The sequence below is a fragment of the Pseudoalteromonas aliena SW19 genome, from assembly GCF_014905615.1.
Taxonomy (GTDB): domain Bacteria; phylum Pseudomonadota; class Gammaproteobacteria; order Enterobacterales; family Alteromonadaceae; genus Pseudoalteromonas; species Pseudoalteromonas aliena.
Genome location: NZ_AQGU01000025.1, coordinates 72,872 through 89,165 on the forward strand (window position 1 = coordinate 72,872; position 16,294 = coordinate 89,165).

Genomic DNA, 16,294 nt, shown 5'->3' on the forward strand with positions numbered 1-16,294 from the left:
CAAAATACGCCAATAAGTAAAGGCGCAGGGGCTATATTTGCAAATTAAATAGCCAGCCACTCATCATTTACCTGTTTTTGCGCGGGTAAAAACTGGGTTTTGTACTTCATTTTATCGCATTCATCAATTTGATAACCTAAATATACATATTGCTTATTTTGCTTTTTCGCAAATTTTAACTGTTGTAATATCATTACTGAGCCTAAGCTATAGTGATCAAAGTCAGGGTCAAAAAAGGTGTAGATTGCAGAAATAGCCTTTTGCATACAATCAGTTACGGCTACAGCGACGAGTTCGTCTTGATGCCATAACTCGATAAATGTTATGTCTAACCAGTTGCAAAACAAAAAACTTTGAAACTGCGCTTTTTCAGGCGGATACATACTTCCATCCTGATGACGGAGGCTTATGTACTTACTGTACAGTGGGTAGTATTCTTTTTTTTCTATGCTGGAATATTTTATCTCAAACTGCGTTTTTGCTTTGTTTAGTTTACGTTTTTGTGATTTTGAAGGCATAAACTCTTGAGCTAATATTCGTACTGAGCTGCATTCACTGCACACAGGACAGTGTGGGCGGTATATTTGGTTACCGCTGCGACGAAAACCTAGGCCCAATAACAACTCAAACTTATCAGCGCTATAGCAACTGGGATCCAGAATAACGAGAAGTTGTTCTTGGCGGTTGGGTAAATAACTGCAGTCAAACTCTTGGCTTAAACCCACGCGTGCTGGAAGCTGTTCATTCATAGATTGCGTTAAGCTCCTGTGGTTGCCACATAATTGGATTAAGAGTATAGGTGCGTGCTGCTTTGAGTTTAGTCAAAAATTTTGAACGAGGGACTACTTTTGCACCTAAAGTCATTAAATAAGGGTTTTCTAGTTGGCAGTCAATAAAATGTGCATTATGGCGTTTAAGCCAATTTACAAGTGCCCACATAGCAAGCTTGGAGCAATTGGTTTGATGATGAAACATTGACTCACCACAAAATACACCATTTTGCATAATGCCGTATAAGCCACCTGCAAGCTCACCGTTGCTCCAAACCTCTAAGCTATGAGCAATGCCCGCATTATGGGCATTGGTGTACGCATCAAGCATGTCAGAGGTGATCCAAGTGCCATCGGTATCAAGGCGTTGATCGCGACATGCTTCTATCACCTCTTCAAAGGCATTATTAATGGTTACTTTTACAGGGTGCTTTTTTAAATGCTTACGCAGACTTTTACTTATATGAAAATCATCGAGCTCAAAAATACCGCGCTCGCTGGGTGACCACCACATAATAGGCTCGTCTTCACTAAACCAAGGGAATATTCCACTTTTGTACGCGTTACTCAGGCGTGGCAAACTCAAATCTCCGCCAATTGCTAACAAGCCGTCGGGAGATGTTAATGCATATTCCGGATTGGGGAATGCTATATCGGTTTCGCTTAATTGGTATAGCTGGTTTCTCATACAGTGCTTATTTTATAATTGTTCATAAAAGTGTAACTATATTTTAGACATAAAAAAAGGGCTGAATGACAGCCCTCAATTATTATTTTATTTACTTATAAGTTATCTAAGAATCGCTCAGCATCAAGGGCTGCCATACAGCCTGTGCCCGCAGATGTGATTGCTTGACGGTAAATGTGGTCAGACACATCACCTGCAGCAAAAACGCCCTCTACACTTGTTTGCGTTGCGTTGCCGTGAAGACCAGACTCTACAACTAAGTAGCCATCTTTCATTTCTAGTTGACCCACAAACATATCAGTATTTGGTTTGTGACCAATCGCGATAAATACGCCGGCTAAATCGAGCTCTTCAGTTGCATCAGAGTGGGCATCTTTAATACGAACACCTGTTACGCCCATTTGATCGCCTAATACTTCGTCAAGCGTGCGGTTGTAGTGCATTACAACGTTACCGTTCTTTGCTTTTTCAGCAAGACGGTCAGCAAGTATTTTTTCACTGCGGAAACTGTCGCGGCGGTGAATAACATGAACTTCATCAGCAATGTTCGATAAGTAAAGCGCTTCTTCAACCGCTGTATTACCACCACCAACAACCGCTACTTTTTGCCCTTTATAGAAAAAGCCATCACAAGTAGCACACGCCGAAACACCACGGCCTTGGAAGTTAGTCTCAGACTCTAGGCCTAAGTATTTAGCAGACGCACCTGTTGCAATAATTAATGCATCACATGTGTAAGTACCTTGGTCGCCAGTTAGTGTGAAAGGGCGCTTAGATACATCTACTTTATTAATGTGATCAAACACAATTTCAGTTTCAAAGCGTTCAGCGTGTTCTTTCATGCGATCCATCAATGCAGGCCCTGTTAAGCCGTGTGCATCGCCTGGCCAGTTTTCAACTTCAGTGGTGGTTGTTAATTGACCGCCTTGTTGAATGCCGGTAATTAAAACAGGGTTTAAATTTGCACGTGCTGCGTATACTGCGGCAGTATAACCAGCTGGGCCAGAGCCTAAAATTAGTAGCTTACAATGTTTTGCTTCAGTCATTATTTTTCCTAAACGTTTGATACGGTATTTAATATGCTTTTAATGCGCTTGATTCTAAGAAAAACAAGGCAGAAGTAAACAAAATCCGCGATTATTTTTTTTCGTAAATCGAAAAGCTGTGCAATATTGTGTACTGGTAATTGTTACTTTGAGAACGAATAAAGCAAAGTAGCTCAATAAATAGACTAACAAGCAACAAAACAACGTTAATTCATGACCACTTTGATTTTTTTTGTTATGTTTTACCTAATTTTATTTGTCACTGATAGATCATGTGACCCAAGTGAATAGGCAACTATGTTATTTTGGCAGGAAAAACCCGCATTCGGGTTGACTTCAAAAGACGTTAACGTCTTAACCAATGCGCAAGATTACCGTACGCAATTACTACGTTTAATTAGCAATGCAAAAAAACGTATCTACATCACTGCGTTGTATTTACAAGATGATGAAGCAGGTCGCGAAATTTTAGATGCTTTGCACCGTGTGTCATTAGCAAACCCTGCACTTGAAATAAAAGTGTTGGTGGATTTTCATCGTGCGCAACGTGGCCTTATTGGCGCTGAAAAATCAGACGGTAACGCAAGTTTATATTGCGACTATTTAGAAAAATTTAATTCAAATGTGCAAGTTTATGGCGTACCTGTAAAAGCCAAAGAGTTATTTGGCGTATTGCATTTAAAAGGTTTTGTGATTGACGATACCTTACTTTACAGCGGCGCAAGTTTAAACAACGTGTACTTGCAGTACAACGATCGCTACAGACTCGATCGCTACTTTTTAATAACGCAGAGAGAGCTGTGCAACTCTATAATTGCGTTTATTGAAACAAATTTACTAAGCTCAATAGCTGTGCCACGAATAGATACACGCCCACTTAAGCGTTTAAACGACTTTAAGTTAGAGCAAAAGCAATTAATGCGTGATTTAAAAGTTGCGAGTTACAGCGTAGCAGAGCAGCAAAATAAGCAAGCATTAGGCATTCGTTTATTTTTAGGGCTTGGTCGTCGTAATAACGAGTTAAACCGTGTAATAAAAGCGTTATTTGACACCACTGAACAAGAACTTGTGTTGTATACGCCATACTTTAATTTTCCGGCGCCGCTGATGCGTTCGTTGCGTCGATTATTAAAGCAAGGTAAGCAGGTTACTATTATTGTGGGCGATAAAACAGCAAACGACTTTTATATGCCGCCAAGCGAGCCGTTTAGTAAAATAGGGGCATTACCTTATTTATACGAAACCATTTTGCATAAATTTGTAAAAACGCAAAAGCGCCATATCGATAACGGTAATTTAAACGTGTATTTGTGGAAAGATGAAAGTAATTCGTTCCATTTAAAAGGTATTTGTTCAGATAGAACAAAACATTTACTAAGTGGGCATAACCTTAATCCACGCGCATGGGGTCTTGATATCGAAAACGGTATTTTAATAGAAGATCCAGAGCAAACAATTATGCAGGCCATTGATAACGAAAAGCAGGAAATTTTACAACACTGCCGTCGTTTAACAGGCCCAGATGATTTAGAAACAATGGATGATTACCCGCAACCAGTTAAAAAACTACTTGGTCAAGCTAAGCGCGTAAAAGTAGATTTTATAATTAAGCGTTTTATCTAAACCTGCCTGTACAAGATTCAAAATCTAGACAAAAAAAAGCAGCTTAATAGCTGCTTTTTATTGTTTAGGGTTAGGCTGTTAAAGCCTAACTAGAAAACGCTAAATTAGGCGTTTTCTACCGCTGTGCGTGGATCAACATATTCCATGTTGAATGCTTGTGCCACTTCTTTATAAGTTACTTGGCCTTTAATTACGTTTAAGCCTTTTAAGAAGTGAGCGTCATCTAGTAGCGCCTTTTTATAACCTTTGTTTGCAAGATTAATGATGAAAGGCAATGTTGCATTGTTAAGTGCAAACGTAGATGTGCGTGGAACAGCACCTGGCATATTAGCAACACAGTAGTGAACAACTTCATCAACGATGAAAGTAGGATCAGCATGCGTCGTTGCTTTAGAAGTCGCAATACAGCCACCTTGGTCGATTGCAACGTCAACAATTGCAGAACCAGGTTTCATTGCTTTAATGTGCGCAGCAGTGACTAGTTTAGGTGCAGCTGCACCTGGGATAAGTACGCCACCTATTACTAAATCAGCTTCTAGTACGTGTTTTTCTAGTGCATCAGCAGTTGAGTAAATAGCTTTAACTTTATTACCAAATTGCGCATCTAGTGCACGTAATACGTCGATGTTACGATCAAGAACGACCACTTCAGCACCAAGGCCAACAGCCATTTGAGCTGCGCTACGACCAACCATGCCGCCGCCAATGATAACAACTTTAGCCGCTTCAACCCCTGGTACGCCACCTAATAGCATGCCACGACCGTGGTTAGATTTTTCTAGTGCTTGTGCACCAGCTTGAATAGACATACGACCAGCTACTTCGCTCATAGGAGCAAGAAGCGGTAAGCCACCGCGAGAGTCAGTTACAGTTTCGTATGCGATACAAATAGCTTTGCTTTTAACAAGGTCTTCAGTTTGTGGAAGATCAGGCGCAAGATGTAAGTAAGTGAAAAGAATTTGGTCTTCACGAAGCATTGCACGTTCAACAGCTTGTGGCTCTTTTACTTTTACAATCATGTCTGCTTTAGCAAAAACATCAGCCGCAGTTGCTAAAATTTCAGCACCGGCTTGCGTGTAATCTTCGTTAGTAAAACCAATGCCCATACCTGCATCAGTTTCTACAATCACTTGGTGGCCGTGATTTACTAATTCACGAACACTAGCAGGGACCATACCTACACGGTATTCATGGTTTTTTATTTCTTTAGGTACACCAATAATCATAACATTTGCCTTATTAAGAACGGATTAACATTTTTCACTATTATATTCATGACAAGCCCGTGTGTCTCACCTTTTTTAAAGTCAAATCTAGTGTTATTATCTAAATAAATAAAATAAACAGTATAAAAAACTAATGAGTGCTATGCATCAGTTATTAGATAGAATTGACCGTAAAATTTTGATGGAACTACAACATGATGGGCGCCTGTCAAATGTTGAACTGGCCAGACGAGTTGGCCTAAGCGCCACGCCCTGTCTAGAGCGAGTGAAAAAGCTAGAGCGAGAAGGCTACATACTTGGCTACAAAGCAGTGGTCGATCCAGCTAAGCTTGGACAAGGTTTGTCGGTGTATGTAGAAGTAACGATTACCAAAACCTCTCCCGACGTATTTGACGAGTTCAGTGCAGCAGTTAAAAAGCACGAAGAGATCATAGAGTGTCATTTGGTGTCGGGTAACTTCGACTTTTTACTTAAAACGCGCGTTAACGATATGTCTGAGTATCGAGGGGTTTTAGGTGACATATTATTAAAACTACCCAACGTAAGTGAAAGTCGTACTTATGTAGTTATGGAAGAAGTAAAAGGCGAAGAAGGTGTAATTATTCGCCCGTATATTGCTTAACAGTATTTATAATAGGCTGACATTTGCTTTTATCTGCCTAAATTATAAAAACGTGTTCATAATCAGGCCATCAAGGCTAGGGCCTGTTGACCTTTCAGGATTAAAATTTGTTCAATCTAGGGGCGATTTAATCACGGCGCGAGGTTTGTAACCTAGTGGGCTAAGTAAAAACCGAGCAACAAAGAGTTAATTGCCCCTAGGTAGAACCCTTCGGGCAGCGCATGTTTGGCATTTATGCTGCGTTATCGCCTATTTATGGGGAATAACCACACACCATAGGCTCTGCCTTGCCTAAATACCAAACAGTCAGCTGCAAATTTAACCTCGAAAGATAAACAGGCCCTAAGATAAAGTGCAACAAATTGCATTTCCTGCTAAGGTATTTGACTGCTAAGAGAGTGTAAATAGAATAATAAAGAGGGATAGGAAACTATGCGCCTAAACGGTGTGCAAAGACTATTAGAAACAGGGCTGATAATCAGTACCTTTACAGCAATATTTATTTTATGTGCGTTGATCAGTTTTGATCCCGCCGATGCGGCGTGGTCGCAAACAAGCTTTAGCGAAGTAAGAAACATTACGGGTGCTGCGGGTGCATGGATTGCGGATGTATTACTACTCACATTTGGTTGGTTGGCTTACTTAGTGCCTGCTGCAATTCAAATATTTGGTTATTTGTTATTTAAGCAACCACATCGCATTTTGCAGCTTGACTACACCACCTTAGCACTGCGTGTAATAGGATTTGCTTTATTTATTACCTCGGCCACCGCTATTAGCAGCATTAATTTTGATGATATTTATAACTTTTCATCGGGCGGAGTAGTGGGTGATGTGATTGAATCAGCAATGATGCCTGCATTTAATTTCACTGGGACATCCATTTTACTACTGTGCTTCTTTTTTGCCGGACTTACCTTGTTAACAGGTGTGTCGTGGGTTGATTTTGTAGACTATTTAGGTGAATTAATCGTTCGATTTTATCGTTTTAGTGCTAGCTACGCACAAGGCTGGATGCATCGAGAGCGTATTGCGGGTAATATTGATAATGATCAAATGGATGCACAGTTTGATGACGATATTGAAGAACAAATAGAAATCCCTGAAAAAAATAGTAAAGCAGATAAACAAAAAGCAATTAACAAACCACAAACGCCATTTAGTGAGCCACCAATGAGTGACGACTTTATGCCGTTTGATGAACTCGATGACATACTTGATCAAGAAATAGGCTTTAGTGCCATTGATGACGAACCAATGGATACGGAAGCTGCATTAAACGCACTTGACCAAAGTCAAGTTGTAGAACCTGAAAAGCCAGTTACAACGGTTGTATCGCCAGCAAGACCAATGCCTAAGCCAAAAGCAGCCTATCAGCCACCACCAACAGCAAAAGAAAAATTTGAGCAGTTACTAACGCAAGAGCCACCACCAGGGCCATTACCGTCGCTGGATTTGCTCGACAGACCTGATAAAGCTAAAAATCCGATATCGCAAGAAGAGCTAGATACTGTATCGCGTTTGGTAGAAACAAAACTCCTCGATTTTAACGTCCAAGCAACGGTTGTAGCCGTATATCCAGGCCCAGTTGTTACGCGTTTCGAACTTGATTTAGCGCCAGGTATCAAGGTGTCTAAAATTACAGGTTTAGCAAAGGATTTAGCCCGTTCGCTTTCAGCAATTAGCGTACGTGTTGTCGAAGTTATTCCGGGCAAAACCTATGTGGGTATAGAGCTGCCTAACAAACATCGTGAAATAGTTCGTTTGTCCGAAGTAATAAATGCGCCTAAATTTGAGCAAAACCCATCGCCACTGACTATGGTGCTAGGTAAAGACATTGCCGGTCAGCCTGTATGTGCTGATCTGGGTAAAATGCCACATTTATTGGTTGCGGGTACTACCGGTTCAGGCAAATCAGTGGGCGTTAATGTGATGATAGTAAGCTTACTGTATAAATCGGGTCCTGACGATGTACGTATGATTATGATTGACCCTAAAATGCTTGAGCTATCAGTATACGAAGGCATTCCGCATTTATTGTGTGAAGTAGTCACCGATATGAAAGAAGCGGCTAACGCACTGCGTTGGTGTGTGGGCGAGATGGAACGTCGTTATAAATTAATGTCAGCATTGGGTGTGCGTAACTTAAAAGGCTACAATCAAAAAGTGCTTGAAGCCAATGAAGCGGGCTACCCAATTCTTGACCCATTATTTAAAGACACCGACGGCATGAAAGAAGGCCCAGATGAGCTAGGTAAGTTACCAAGCATTGTGGTAGTAATAGACGAATTTGCCGACATGATGATGATTGTAGGTAAAAAAGTAGAAGAGCTAATTGCACGTATTGCTCAAAAAGCACGTGCGGCAGGGATTCACTTAGTGCTTGCTACGCAGCGCCCGTCGGTTGATGTAATTACCGGCTTAATTAAAGCAAATATACCAACGCGTATGGCCTTTCAGGTATCGAGTAAAATAGATTCGCGTACAATACTTGATCAACAAGGCGCAGAAAACTTACTAGGTATGGGTGACATGCTTTATTTACCGCCAGGCACGAGCGTACCAGAGCGTGTGCATGGCGCGTTTGTAGACGACCATGAAGTACACGCTGTAGTAAACGATTGGAAAGCGCGTGCTAAACCAAATTATATTGACGAAATACTCAATGGCGATGCCAATGAAGATATTTTATTACCAGGCGAAGCGAGCGAAAACGCTGATGAAGAATCAGATCCGTTATACGACGAAGCTGTGTCGTTTGTAATTGAAACCGGCAAAGTATCGGTATCGTCAGTGCAACGTAAATTGCGTGTAGGTTATAATCGCGCCGCACGTTTAGTAGAACAAATGGAAACATCGGGTATCGTGAGTTCACCAGGCCATAACGGCGCTCGCGATGTATTAGTACCTAATGGAGCAAATTCATGAAAAAATTTAACGCCTTATTATTAGTGTTAGGCAGCGTAATTACTGCACCAAGCTTTGCTGACGACAGCCAAGCACTACAAGACCAACTTGCCACGTTAAAAAGCTTTAAAGCGCAGTTTGCACAAAAAGTAACAGATAAAGAAGGCCAAGCAGTTATGCAAGGCGAGGGCACAATAGCCCTTCAACAACCTATGATGATCCGCTGGCAGCAAACAAACCCAGACGATACTTTATTTGTATCAAACGGCGATAAAACATATTACTTCGACAGCTTTGCTGAGCAAGTAACGATAATGAAAACCAGCAGCCTAATCGACTCAACGCCGTTTGTATTGCTTACCTCAAAAGACCCAGCACAATGGGAAAAATACAGCGTACTTGCAACAAATACAGGTTTTAGCGTAACGCCAAATAAAGGCGTAGAAAGCCAAGTAGAACAACTTGATATAGCGTTTGCAGGTAACGAGCAAGGCCTTGCTAAACTAGTCGTTACCGACAACTCAGGGCAGCTATCGTCATTTACGTTTAACAATGCACAAGTTAATACGCAGCTTGATAAAAGCACTTTTGAATTTACGCCTCCTGAAGGTGTTGAAATAGACGATCAGAGTAACGGTGAGTAATTTAGGTTTTAACTTTGGGCCCGATGTACGCCCACTTGCCGCGCGTATGCGCCCTACAACGCTTGATGAGTACATTGGTCAGCATCACTTATTAAGCGCTGATAAACCACTGCATCAAGCCATTGTCGCAGGGCGATGCCATAGTTTAATTTTATGGGGCCCGCCGGGTGTTGGCAAAACAACACTCGCGCAAATAATTGCCAACCACGCTGATGCCTCACTTATTCAAATGTCGGCGGTAACCGCAGGCGTTAAAGATATTCGCGACAGCGTAACGCAAGCGCGCGAAAACTTAGAAAGCCGTGGCCAACGCACCCTTATGTTTGTTGACGAAGTTCACCGCTTTAATAAATCCCAACAAGATGCTTTTTTACCGCATATAGAAGATGGCACCTTTATATTTGTAGGTGCAACCACCGAAAACCCATCGTTTGCCCTTAACAACGCTATATTGTCGCGTGCACGCGTGTATGTTTTAAAATCGCTTGCCGATAGCGATTTATACACTGTAATAGAACGCGCACTTAAACAAGACGAGCAGCTAAACCAAAAAAACATAGTTATTGCCGATAACGCTAAACAGGCACTTTGCCAAGCAAGTGGCGGCGATGCGCGTAAAGTACTTAATTTACTTGAACAAGCAGTTGATTTAACAACTGAGCAAAACGGTCAATACAACGTAGACGAGCACGTACTTAGCCAAGTATTACCCACGCATTTAGCTAAATACGACAAAGGCGGCGATGAGTTTTACGATTTAATATCAGCCTTTCATAAATCCGTACGTGGCAGCTCCCCAGACGGCGCGCTGTATTGGTATTGCCGAATTTTAGCTGGTGGTGGCGACCCTTTGTATGTAGCGAGGCGTTTACTTGCCATTGCTACAGAAGACATTGGTAACGCCGATCCTCGCGCGATGCAAGTTGCCCTAAATGCGTGGGATATATTTCAGCGAGTAGGGCCAAGCGAAGGTGAGCGCGCTATTGCACAAGCCACATTGTATTTAGCCAGTGCACCTAAAAGTAATGCAGTGTATATGGCGTTTAATCAAGCCAAAGCTGATGCTCAAAATGAGCCAAGCTACCCAGTGCCAGAGCACCTACGCAATGCACCAACCAACTTAATGAAAGACTTAGGTTACGGCGCTGAGTATCGCTATGCGCATAATGAAGAAGGCGCATTTGCCGCAGGTGAAAAATATTTACCACCAGAAATGGACGGTAAAGAATATTACTTACCGAGCGAGCGCGGACTTGAGCAAAAAATTAAACAAAAACTCGATTACCTAAAAGAGCGCGATGCGCAAAGCCCACTTAAACGATACGAAAATGATTAAACTTTATCTGATGATCGCCCTTGGCGGAGCCTCAGGTGCGTGTTTAAGGTTTTTTATTAGCGAAAGCATGCTAAAACTCCTCGGTAGGGGATTCCCTTTTGGCACGTTGACGGTTAATATTCTGGGTTCATTGTTAATGGGCATTTTGTACGGTTTGATAGATAAAGAAATTATCACCGCAAGCCCCGCCAAAACCCTTATAGGAATTGGCTTTTTAGGTGCATTAACCACCTTTTCAACATTCTCAATGGACTCGTTGTTGTTATTACAACAAGGTCACTTTATTAAAATGGCCCTCAATATCATCTTAAACGTGATGGTGTGTATTTTTATGGCTTGGCTGGGCCTTCAGCTAGTAATGCAAAAAGGTTAAAAAACTAACATGTTAGATTCTAAATTTTTACGTCAAGACATCGAACAAACTGCAGCACGTTTAGCAGCGCGCGGTTACGAACTCGATGTCGCGACGGTAACGGCACTTGAAGAAAAACGCAAAACATTACAAGTAAAAACGCAAGAACTTCAAAGTCAACGTAATGCAAGCGCAAAAGCAATTGGTCAAGCCAAAGCAAAAGGCGAAGACGCGCAGCCACTCCTTGATGCAGTGGCTAACTTAGGCAGTGAGCTAGACGCCGCTAAAACAGAGCAAGATGAAGTATTAGCCGCGATTAACGACATTGCTTTAGCAATTCCAAATTTGCCAGACGAGTCAGTACCTGCCGGTAAAGACGAAGACGACAACGTTGAAATTTTAACGTGGGGCACACCTAAAAAATTCGATTTTGAAGTTAAAGATCACGTAGATGTAGGTCAAGACTTAAACGGCTTAGATTTTGAAATGGGCGTTAAAATTAGTGGCGCACGCTTTACCGTAATGCGCGGCCAAGTAGCGCGCATGCACCGTGCACTAACGCAATTTATGTTAGATACACACGCAGACAAAAACGGCTACACAGAAATGTATGTACCGTACCTAGTAAATAGCGCCAGCCTTTATGGCACAAGCCAATTACCTAAATTTGCAGGCGATTTGTTCCACACCTTAGGTCTTGTGAACGACGATGGCGAACAACAAGCCGGCTTTAGCTTAATTCCTACTGCTGAAGTACCGCTTACAAACAGCGCACGCGACGAAATTTATGACGAAAGCGATTTACCAATTCGTTTAGTAGCCCACACGCCATGTTTTAGAAGTGAAGCTGGCAGCTATGGTCGCGATACACGTGGCCTAATTCGTCAGCACCAATTTGATAAAGTTGAACTAGTACAACTTGTAAAACCAGAAGACTCAATGGCAACGCTTGAAGAGTTAACAGGTCACGCAGAGCAAATACTACAAGCACTTGACCTACCATACCGAAAAGTAATTTTATGTATGGGCGACATGGGCTTTGGCTCAGCTAAAACATACGACTTAGAAGTATGGTTACCTGCACAAGACACATACCGCGAAATTTCATCATGTTCAAACATGGCAGACTTTCAGGCGCGTAGAATGCAAGCACGTTTTCGCCGTGAAGGTGTTAAAAAGCCAGAGTTACTACATACACTAAATGGTTCAGGCTTAGCCGTTGGCCGTACACTCGTAGCCATACTAGAAAACTACCAACAAGCTGATGGTACTGTAGTCGTACCAGAAGTATTACGCCCATACATGGGTGGACTTGAAGTAATTGGTAAACAATAAAAATCAAGTTTAAGTTAAGCAAGCTTTAAGCTTGTAAATCTTAAGACAAAAGCCGCTGTTTGTAATAAACAGCGGCTTTTTTGTGGTAGGTTAAAGGTAATAAAGTTCAGCTAATATGTAGGATGTGCTTTAGCGCGTTATAGTTCTTTGGCAAAAATATGCGCCAGTCCTTTTTATAAGTTCCTTGCGCTACATTTTACGAGTTTACTAAATGATTTAAACATAACTTCACTTGAGTATCTCCCATAGAGCCGGAGCTTATTGCATACTATTTAAGCGGGTATAGGCAGAATCCAAAACAGATATGCTTCAATAGTGTTCTTTGTATAGCTGGTAACAATAGCGATTGCTATACATATAATCTTTAATCGTGGTTAGGAAGAGAGATTTCATAAATAATATTCAACATTTTAAATGTGCTGTATGTATAGACAGTGTTTATGTTTTGTCCAATAACATTATTAAAAGTCGTTTTGGTGTATTTTAACAGCGAACATTTTATAATATACGTAATTACTTGTTTATATTGTAGTTTCTAGTAGAGTTGTTTAGCCATGTGATATATGCCGTTAGGCATTTTTAAAGCTTAGAATAAGTATTAAATTATAGAGAAATAATGAAAAATTATATAGTAGGGGTAGTGCTCTTATCATTACCTGTTTATACAAAGGCAGAAATGTCGATAGTCTCGGAAGTATTGTTTGGTAAGGCTAAAAATGAGCTTTATGCATTTCAAGATTTTGATTTAGGAGATAGTCGCTCATCATCACCAGATTCTGATTCTTTTGCGTTAAGGTTGGGTCTAGAGCTTACGGATTATATAGCAGTTGAAATAGCTAAGCATGATCATGGTGAATCAATTAGTGAGTATACTATTTCAATTCCTCCTCAATTTAATGGCGGTTATGATCACTCTTATGATGTTAGATTACCAATAGATGTTGAATCAATAAAGCTTGGCTTTAAAGGTAAGACTGAGTTGTTTGAAGATTTTATTGTTAATGTAAGAGTAGGTATTGCCCATTGGAAATATAAAGATGTAATTCCGGCACAGCTTGTTCCTACTGATGTTACTAATGGTGGTGGCAGTGGTAATGATATTTATACTTCATTAGGTTTAGAATATAAATTAACGCAAAACTTATATGTAGGCTTAGAATATTCATGGTTGGGCATTAATGAAACTAAAGAATATGACTATACGGGAGTAGTCAAATATCAACATGATATAAAGGACCTTTCTGTTATCGTTGGTTGGGAATTTTAAATGCCTAACAAGCCTCTGAAATGAGATTCACCAAGGCATGCATGCCATTCGCTGCGCAAATTGCCCGTTAGAACAAAATAAACTGACACCCACCCTAATTTTTGCAGTATGGCGAACTAAGTACTAGGCTTTCATCAGTGCTAATAGCACAATATTATTTGTACAATTAGAGTGGCTGTCTGGTTTAATTTTGTGGTTTAACTTTGGTTTAACTTTGGTTTAACTTTGGTTTAACTGATGGTTTAACTGATGGTTTAACTGATGGTTTAACTGATGGTTTAACTGATGGTTTAACTGATGGTTTAACTGATGGTTTAACTGATGGTTTAACTATTTCTGCGTCCTTTGTGCGCTTTTTATTAACGAGAGGGTAACGCTAATTGTGTTGATTGAAAAAGTCGAGCAGTGGTTTTTTTCGTGTACAATTGGAGAGGTTGTATAGCTTAATTTATCGCAATAGAGAAAAAGTATAGTTATCCATTAAGCAGGAAATACCTGTACCTTTATTTTCATGCGATGCATATAGCTATTAATTTTTGTGGTAGGGCTATTCGGCGATTAGAGTGTGATAAGGCTCTAATCACCGAAAATAAATTATGGTCTTATGTCGAACTCATTACGAGAAGGAAATTCAAATTGAGCAGCGTATTTTAAGGCTGGTCGCTTTCCTTGCTCTAAGCTATTGTAGCCTGAAGAGTCGATTTCAAGGCCTCTATAAACAGCCATATGGAGATGTGCGTCTATAGTACCTGAATTACCTATTTGGCCTATATGCTGACCAGTAGCAACACTAGTCTCATCAGTATAATAACTAAGATGAGCATATCGTGCTGCAACCTTATACTGTGAGTTATAAATCACAATGTTGTAGCCATATCCACTAGAATATCCAGCAAAAATAACTTTACCGCTAAAACCTGCAAATAGGTGTTCCCCTTTGTCTGAGTTACCACCCCCTCTATTAATATCACGAGCATGTATATCACCATCTGTATGAAGTGAACTCTCGGGGGTAACTTTCCAGCGGTAGTTTTCGGTGTATGAGTAATTATGGCGTTCTTGAGCATGCGTTACGGGGCAGAGTTTGAGTACAGTGCGAGTACTATATAAATAAGGTTTACAGTCAATTGGATAGTATCTGACAATAGCTTCATAGCTTACAGGGTTGTCAGAACTGTATTTAAAAAGTACTTTGAATTGTTCATTTTGGTTGGTTTTGGCCAAATTAACAGAACATTCCTCTTGAGAACCATTATATTGAGTGATTGATGGTGCATTCCAAGGTGCACACCGATTCGCCAAGTTGGAAGATGAGTTAAGCGGTACTGGGTTATCTCCATAATTTACATACATGTCAATATCTACATCGCGATCATGAGAGAGTGACAGCCGCATAAGCTCAGAGCCAGATAGTGTAAATTTATGTTCGGTTGTATTGTTATCAAATTGCAATCGGTGTTTCCCTTCGCTTAGAACTGCTGTGTATTCGTTGGCGTAGCTGCTATTAGTAATCACAATGATGGCTGCCAAGGCGCTGCTGGTTAGTAATCTCATTTTATATCCTTTAGTAATATGAATTGTGTTCGATCACTAACTTACTCATTTAAAAAGTTATTTGAATAAAAAAAATGTGTCGGATACAATTTGAGTACAAAAAGGATACGTTTTGGTAACTTTTATGAGTGGTTATAAAAATAATTTAAAAGAAAAAGTTGATTTAGTCTTAGTACAAAGAAAAATAAGTCAGAAAGAATTAATTTTTGAATGTAGCTGCAGTCGCTCACATTTTAATAAAGTAGTTAATGGTGAAAGAAAAGCAGGTACAGCTTTACAAAAGCGAATGGTTAAGGCTCTTTGTTTAACAGACAATGAAACGACGTTTTTTTTTAATTATGATGATCCTATTTTATGTGAAACTGATCGGGAGGAGTCGAACACTTACCTTAATATTGCTTTTAAAAATATCCAACATAGGCTTGAGCGGCCCAAAAGAAAAAATGTAGTGCTTAGTATAGCTGTTATTTTTTCGTTACTTTTTGTTGCGCTGTTATATAAGGGGACTTTTAATAGTGAGGTGCACCAACCAGCTAAGACCAACAATATGTTAAAAAATGATTGGTCGACGTTTGTAAAAGATATCAGTATTCCTGATGGCACAACATTAAAAGTAAATAGCCACCATGTTAAAACATGGCGCTTAAAAAATTCTGGAAAACATGTTTGGCGAGGCCGCTATTTAAAACGTTTGACTCCGCATTCAAATTTACTTTGTTCATCTGCGAGTATGGTGCCAATAGGGGAAACTTCACCAGGTGAAGTTGTAGATATTAGTATTAAATTTAAAACTCCTCATATCCCCGGTTCTTGCCGTTTAGATTTTAAAATGACGGATAAATTAGGTCAGCTATATTTCCCTAATTTGCATAGTGTTTACTTACTAGTGAATGTAGCCATGTGAATATTTTAAGGAGCTAAGTT

Annotated in this window: 14 protein-coding genes; 9 read left to right on the forward strand and 5 right to left on the reverse strand. The window is 40.3% G+C overall.

Going from position 1 to position 16,294, the window contains the following annotated elements; all coding sequences use genetic code 11:
- Window positions 1-44 precede the first annotated feature (44 nt).
- The 3 genes from PALI_RS05900 to trxB all read right to left on the reverse strand — a co-directional run bounded on the left by PALI_RS05900 (window position 45) and on the right by trxB (window position 2,504).
- Window positions 45-749 (reverse strand): arginyltransferase, encoded by a 705-nt coding sequence (locus tag PALI_RS05900; protein ID WP_182702560.1) that lies wholly within the window; start codon window positions 747-749, stop codon window positions 45-47.
- Entirely contained in the window at window positions 742-1,458 is a 717-nt protein-coding gene (gene aat, locus PALI_RS05905) for a leucyl/phenylalanyl-tRNA--protein transferase (RefSeq protein WP_138584587.1), read from the reverse strand. Before aat ends, PALI_RS05900 begins: the two co-directional genes overlap by 8 nt.
- Window positions 1,459-1,553: 95 nt before the next feature.
- Window positions 1,554-2,504 (reverse strand): thioredoxin-disulfide reductase, encoded by a 951-nt coding sequence (gene trxB, locus PALI_RS05910; protein ID WP_077537732.1) that lies wholly within the window; start codon window positions 2,502-2,504, stop codon window positions 1,554-1,556.
- A 297-nt stretch (window positions 2,505-2,801) separates the two neighbouring features.
- On the opposite strand from trxB, the gene pssA reads away from it, so the two are divergent.
- A complete protein-coding gene (pssA, locus tag PALI_RS05915; RefSeq protein WP_077537733.1) occupies window positions 2,802-4,127 on the forward strand; it encodes a CDP-diacylglycerol--serine O-phosphatidyltransferase in 1,326 nt (441 codons plus the stop codon).
- A gap of 104 nt (window positions 4,128-4,231) precedes the next feature.
- Here the strand turns inward: pssA and ald are convergent, their stop codons facing one another.
- Entirely contained in the window at window positions 4,232-5,353 is a 1,122-nt protein-coding gene (gene ald / locus PALI_RS05920; RefSeq protein ID WP_077537734.1) for an alanine dehydrogenase, read from the reverse strand.
- A 142-nt stretch (window positions 5,354-5,495) separates the two neighbouring features.
- On the opposite strand from ald, the gene lrp reads away from it, so the two are divergent.
- From lrp to PALI_RS05955, 7 genes are all read left to right on the forward strand, one after another.
- Window positions 5,496-5,975 (forward strand): leucine-responsive transcriptional regulator Lrp, encoded by a 480-nt coding sequence (gene lrp, locus PALI_RS05925; protein WP_033014887.1) that lies wholly within the window; start codon window positions 5,496-5,498, stop codon window positions 5,973-5,975.
- Between the two features lie 432 nt (window positions 5,976-6,407).
- Window positions 6,408-8,903 carry a DNA translocase FtsK gene (locus tag PALI_RS05930; RefSeq protein ID WP_193155231.1) on the forward strand — a complete coding sequence of 832 codons (2,496 nt, stop codon included), beginning with the start codon at window positions 6,408-6,410 and terminating at the stop codon, window positions 8,901-8,903.
- Window positions 8,900-9,526 (forward strand): outer membrane lipoprotein chaperone LolA, encoded by a 627-nt coding sequence (gene lolA, locus PALI_RS05935; protein ID WP_193155232.1) that lies wholly within the window; start codon window positions 8,900-8,902, stop codon window positions 9,524-9,526. Before PALI_RS05930 ends, lolA begins: the two co-directional genes overlap by 4 nt.
- Entirely contained in the window at window positions 9,519-10,862 is a 1,344-nt protein-coding gene (locus PALI_RS05940; RefSeq protein ID WP_193155233.1) for a replication-associated recombination protein A, read from the forward strand. The genes lolA and PALI_RS05940 overlap by 8 nt, the downstream gene beginning before the upstream one ends.
- Window positions 10,855-11,235: a fluoride efflux transporter CrcB gene (gene crcB / locus PALI_RS05945; protein ID WP_138584440.1), complete on the forward strand. Its 381-nt coding sequence runs from the start codon at window positions 10,855-10,857 to the stop codon at window positions 11,233-11,235. Before PALI_RS05940 ends, crcB begins: the two co-directional genes overlap by 8 nt.
- A 9-nt stretch (window positions 11,236-11,244) precedes the next feature.
- Window positions 11,245-12,549: a serine--tRNA ligase gene (gene serS / locus PALI_RS05950; RefSeq protein WP_096793228.1), complete on the forward strand. Its 1,305-nt coding sequence runs from the start codon at window positions 11,245-11,247 to the stop codon at window positions 12,547-12,549.
- A gap of 616 nt (window positions 12,550-13,165) precedes the next feature.
- Window positions 13,166-13,816: a hypothetical protein gene (locus PALI_RS05955; RefSeq protein WP_193155234.1), complete on the forward strand. Its 651-nt coding sequence runs from the start codon at window positions 13,166-13,168 to the stop codon at window positions 13,814-13,816.
- Between the two features lie 594 nt (window positions 13,817-14,410).
- On the opposite strand, the gene PALI_RS05965 is transcribed toward PALI_RS05955, so the two are convergent.
- A complete protein-coding gene (locus tag PALI_RS05965) occupies window positions 14,411-15,370 on the reverse strand; it encodes a M23 family metallopeptidase (protein WP_193155235.1) in 960 nt (319 codons plus the stop codon).
- 124 nt (window positions 15,371-15,494) lie between these two features.
- Between PALI_RS05965 and PALI_RS20035 the strand changes: the two genes are divergently transcribed.
- A complete protein-coding gene (locus PALI_RS20035) occupies window positions 15,495-16,274 on the forward strand; it encodes an NBR1-Ig-like domain-containing protein (RefSeq protein WP_226894503.1) in 780 nt (259 codons plus the stop codon).
- Window positions 16,275-16,294 lie beyond the last annotated feature (20 nt).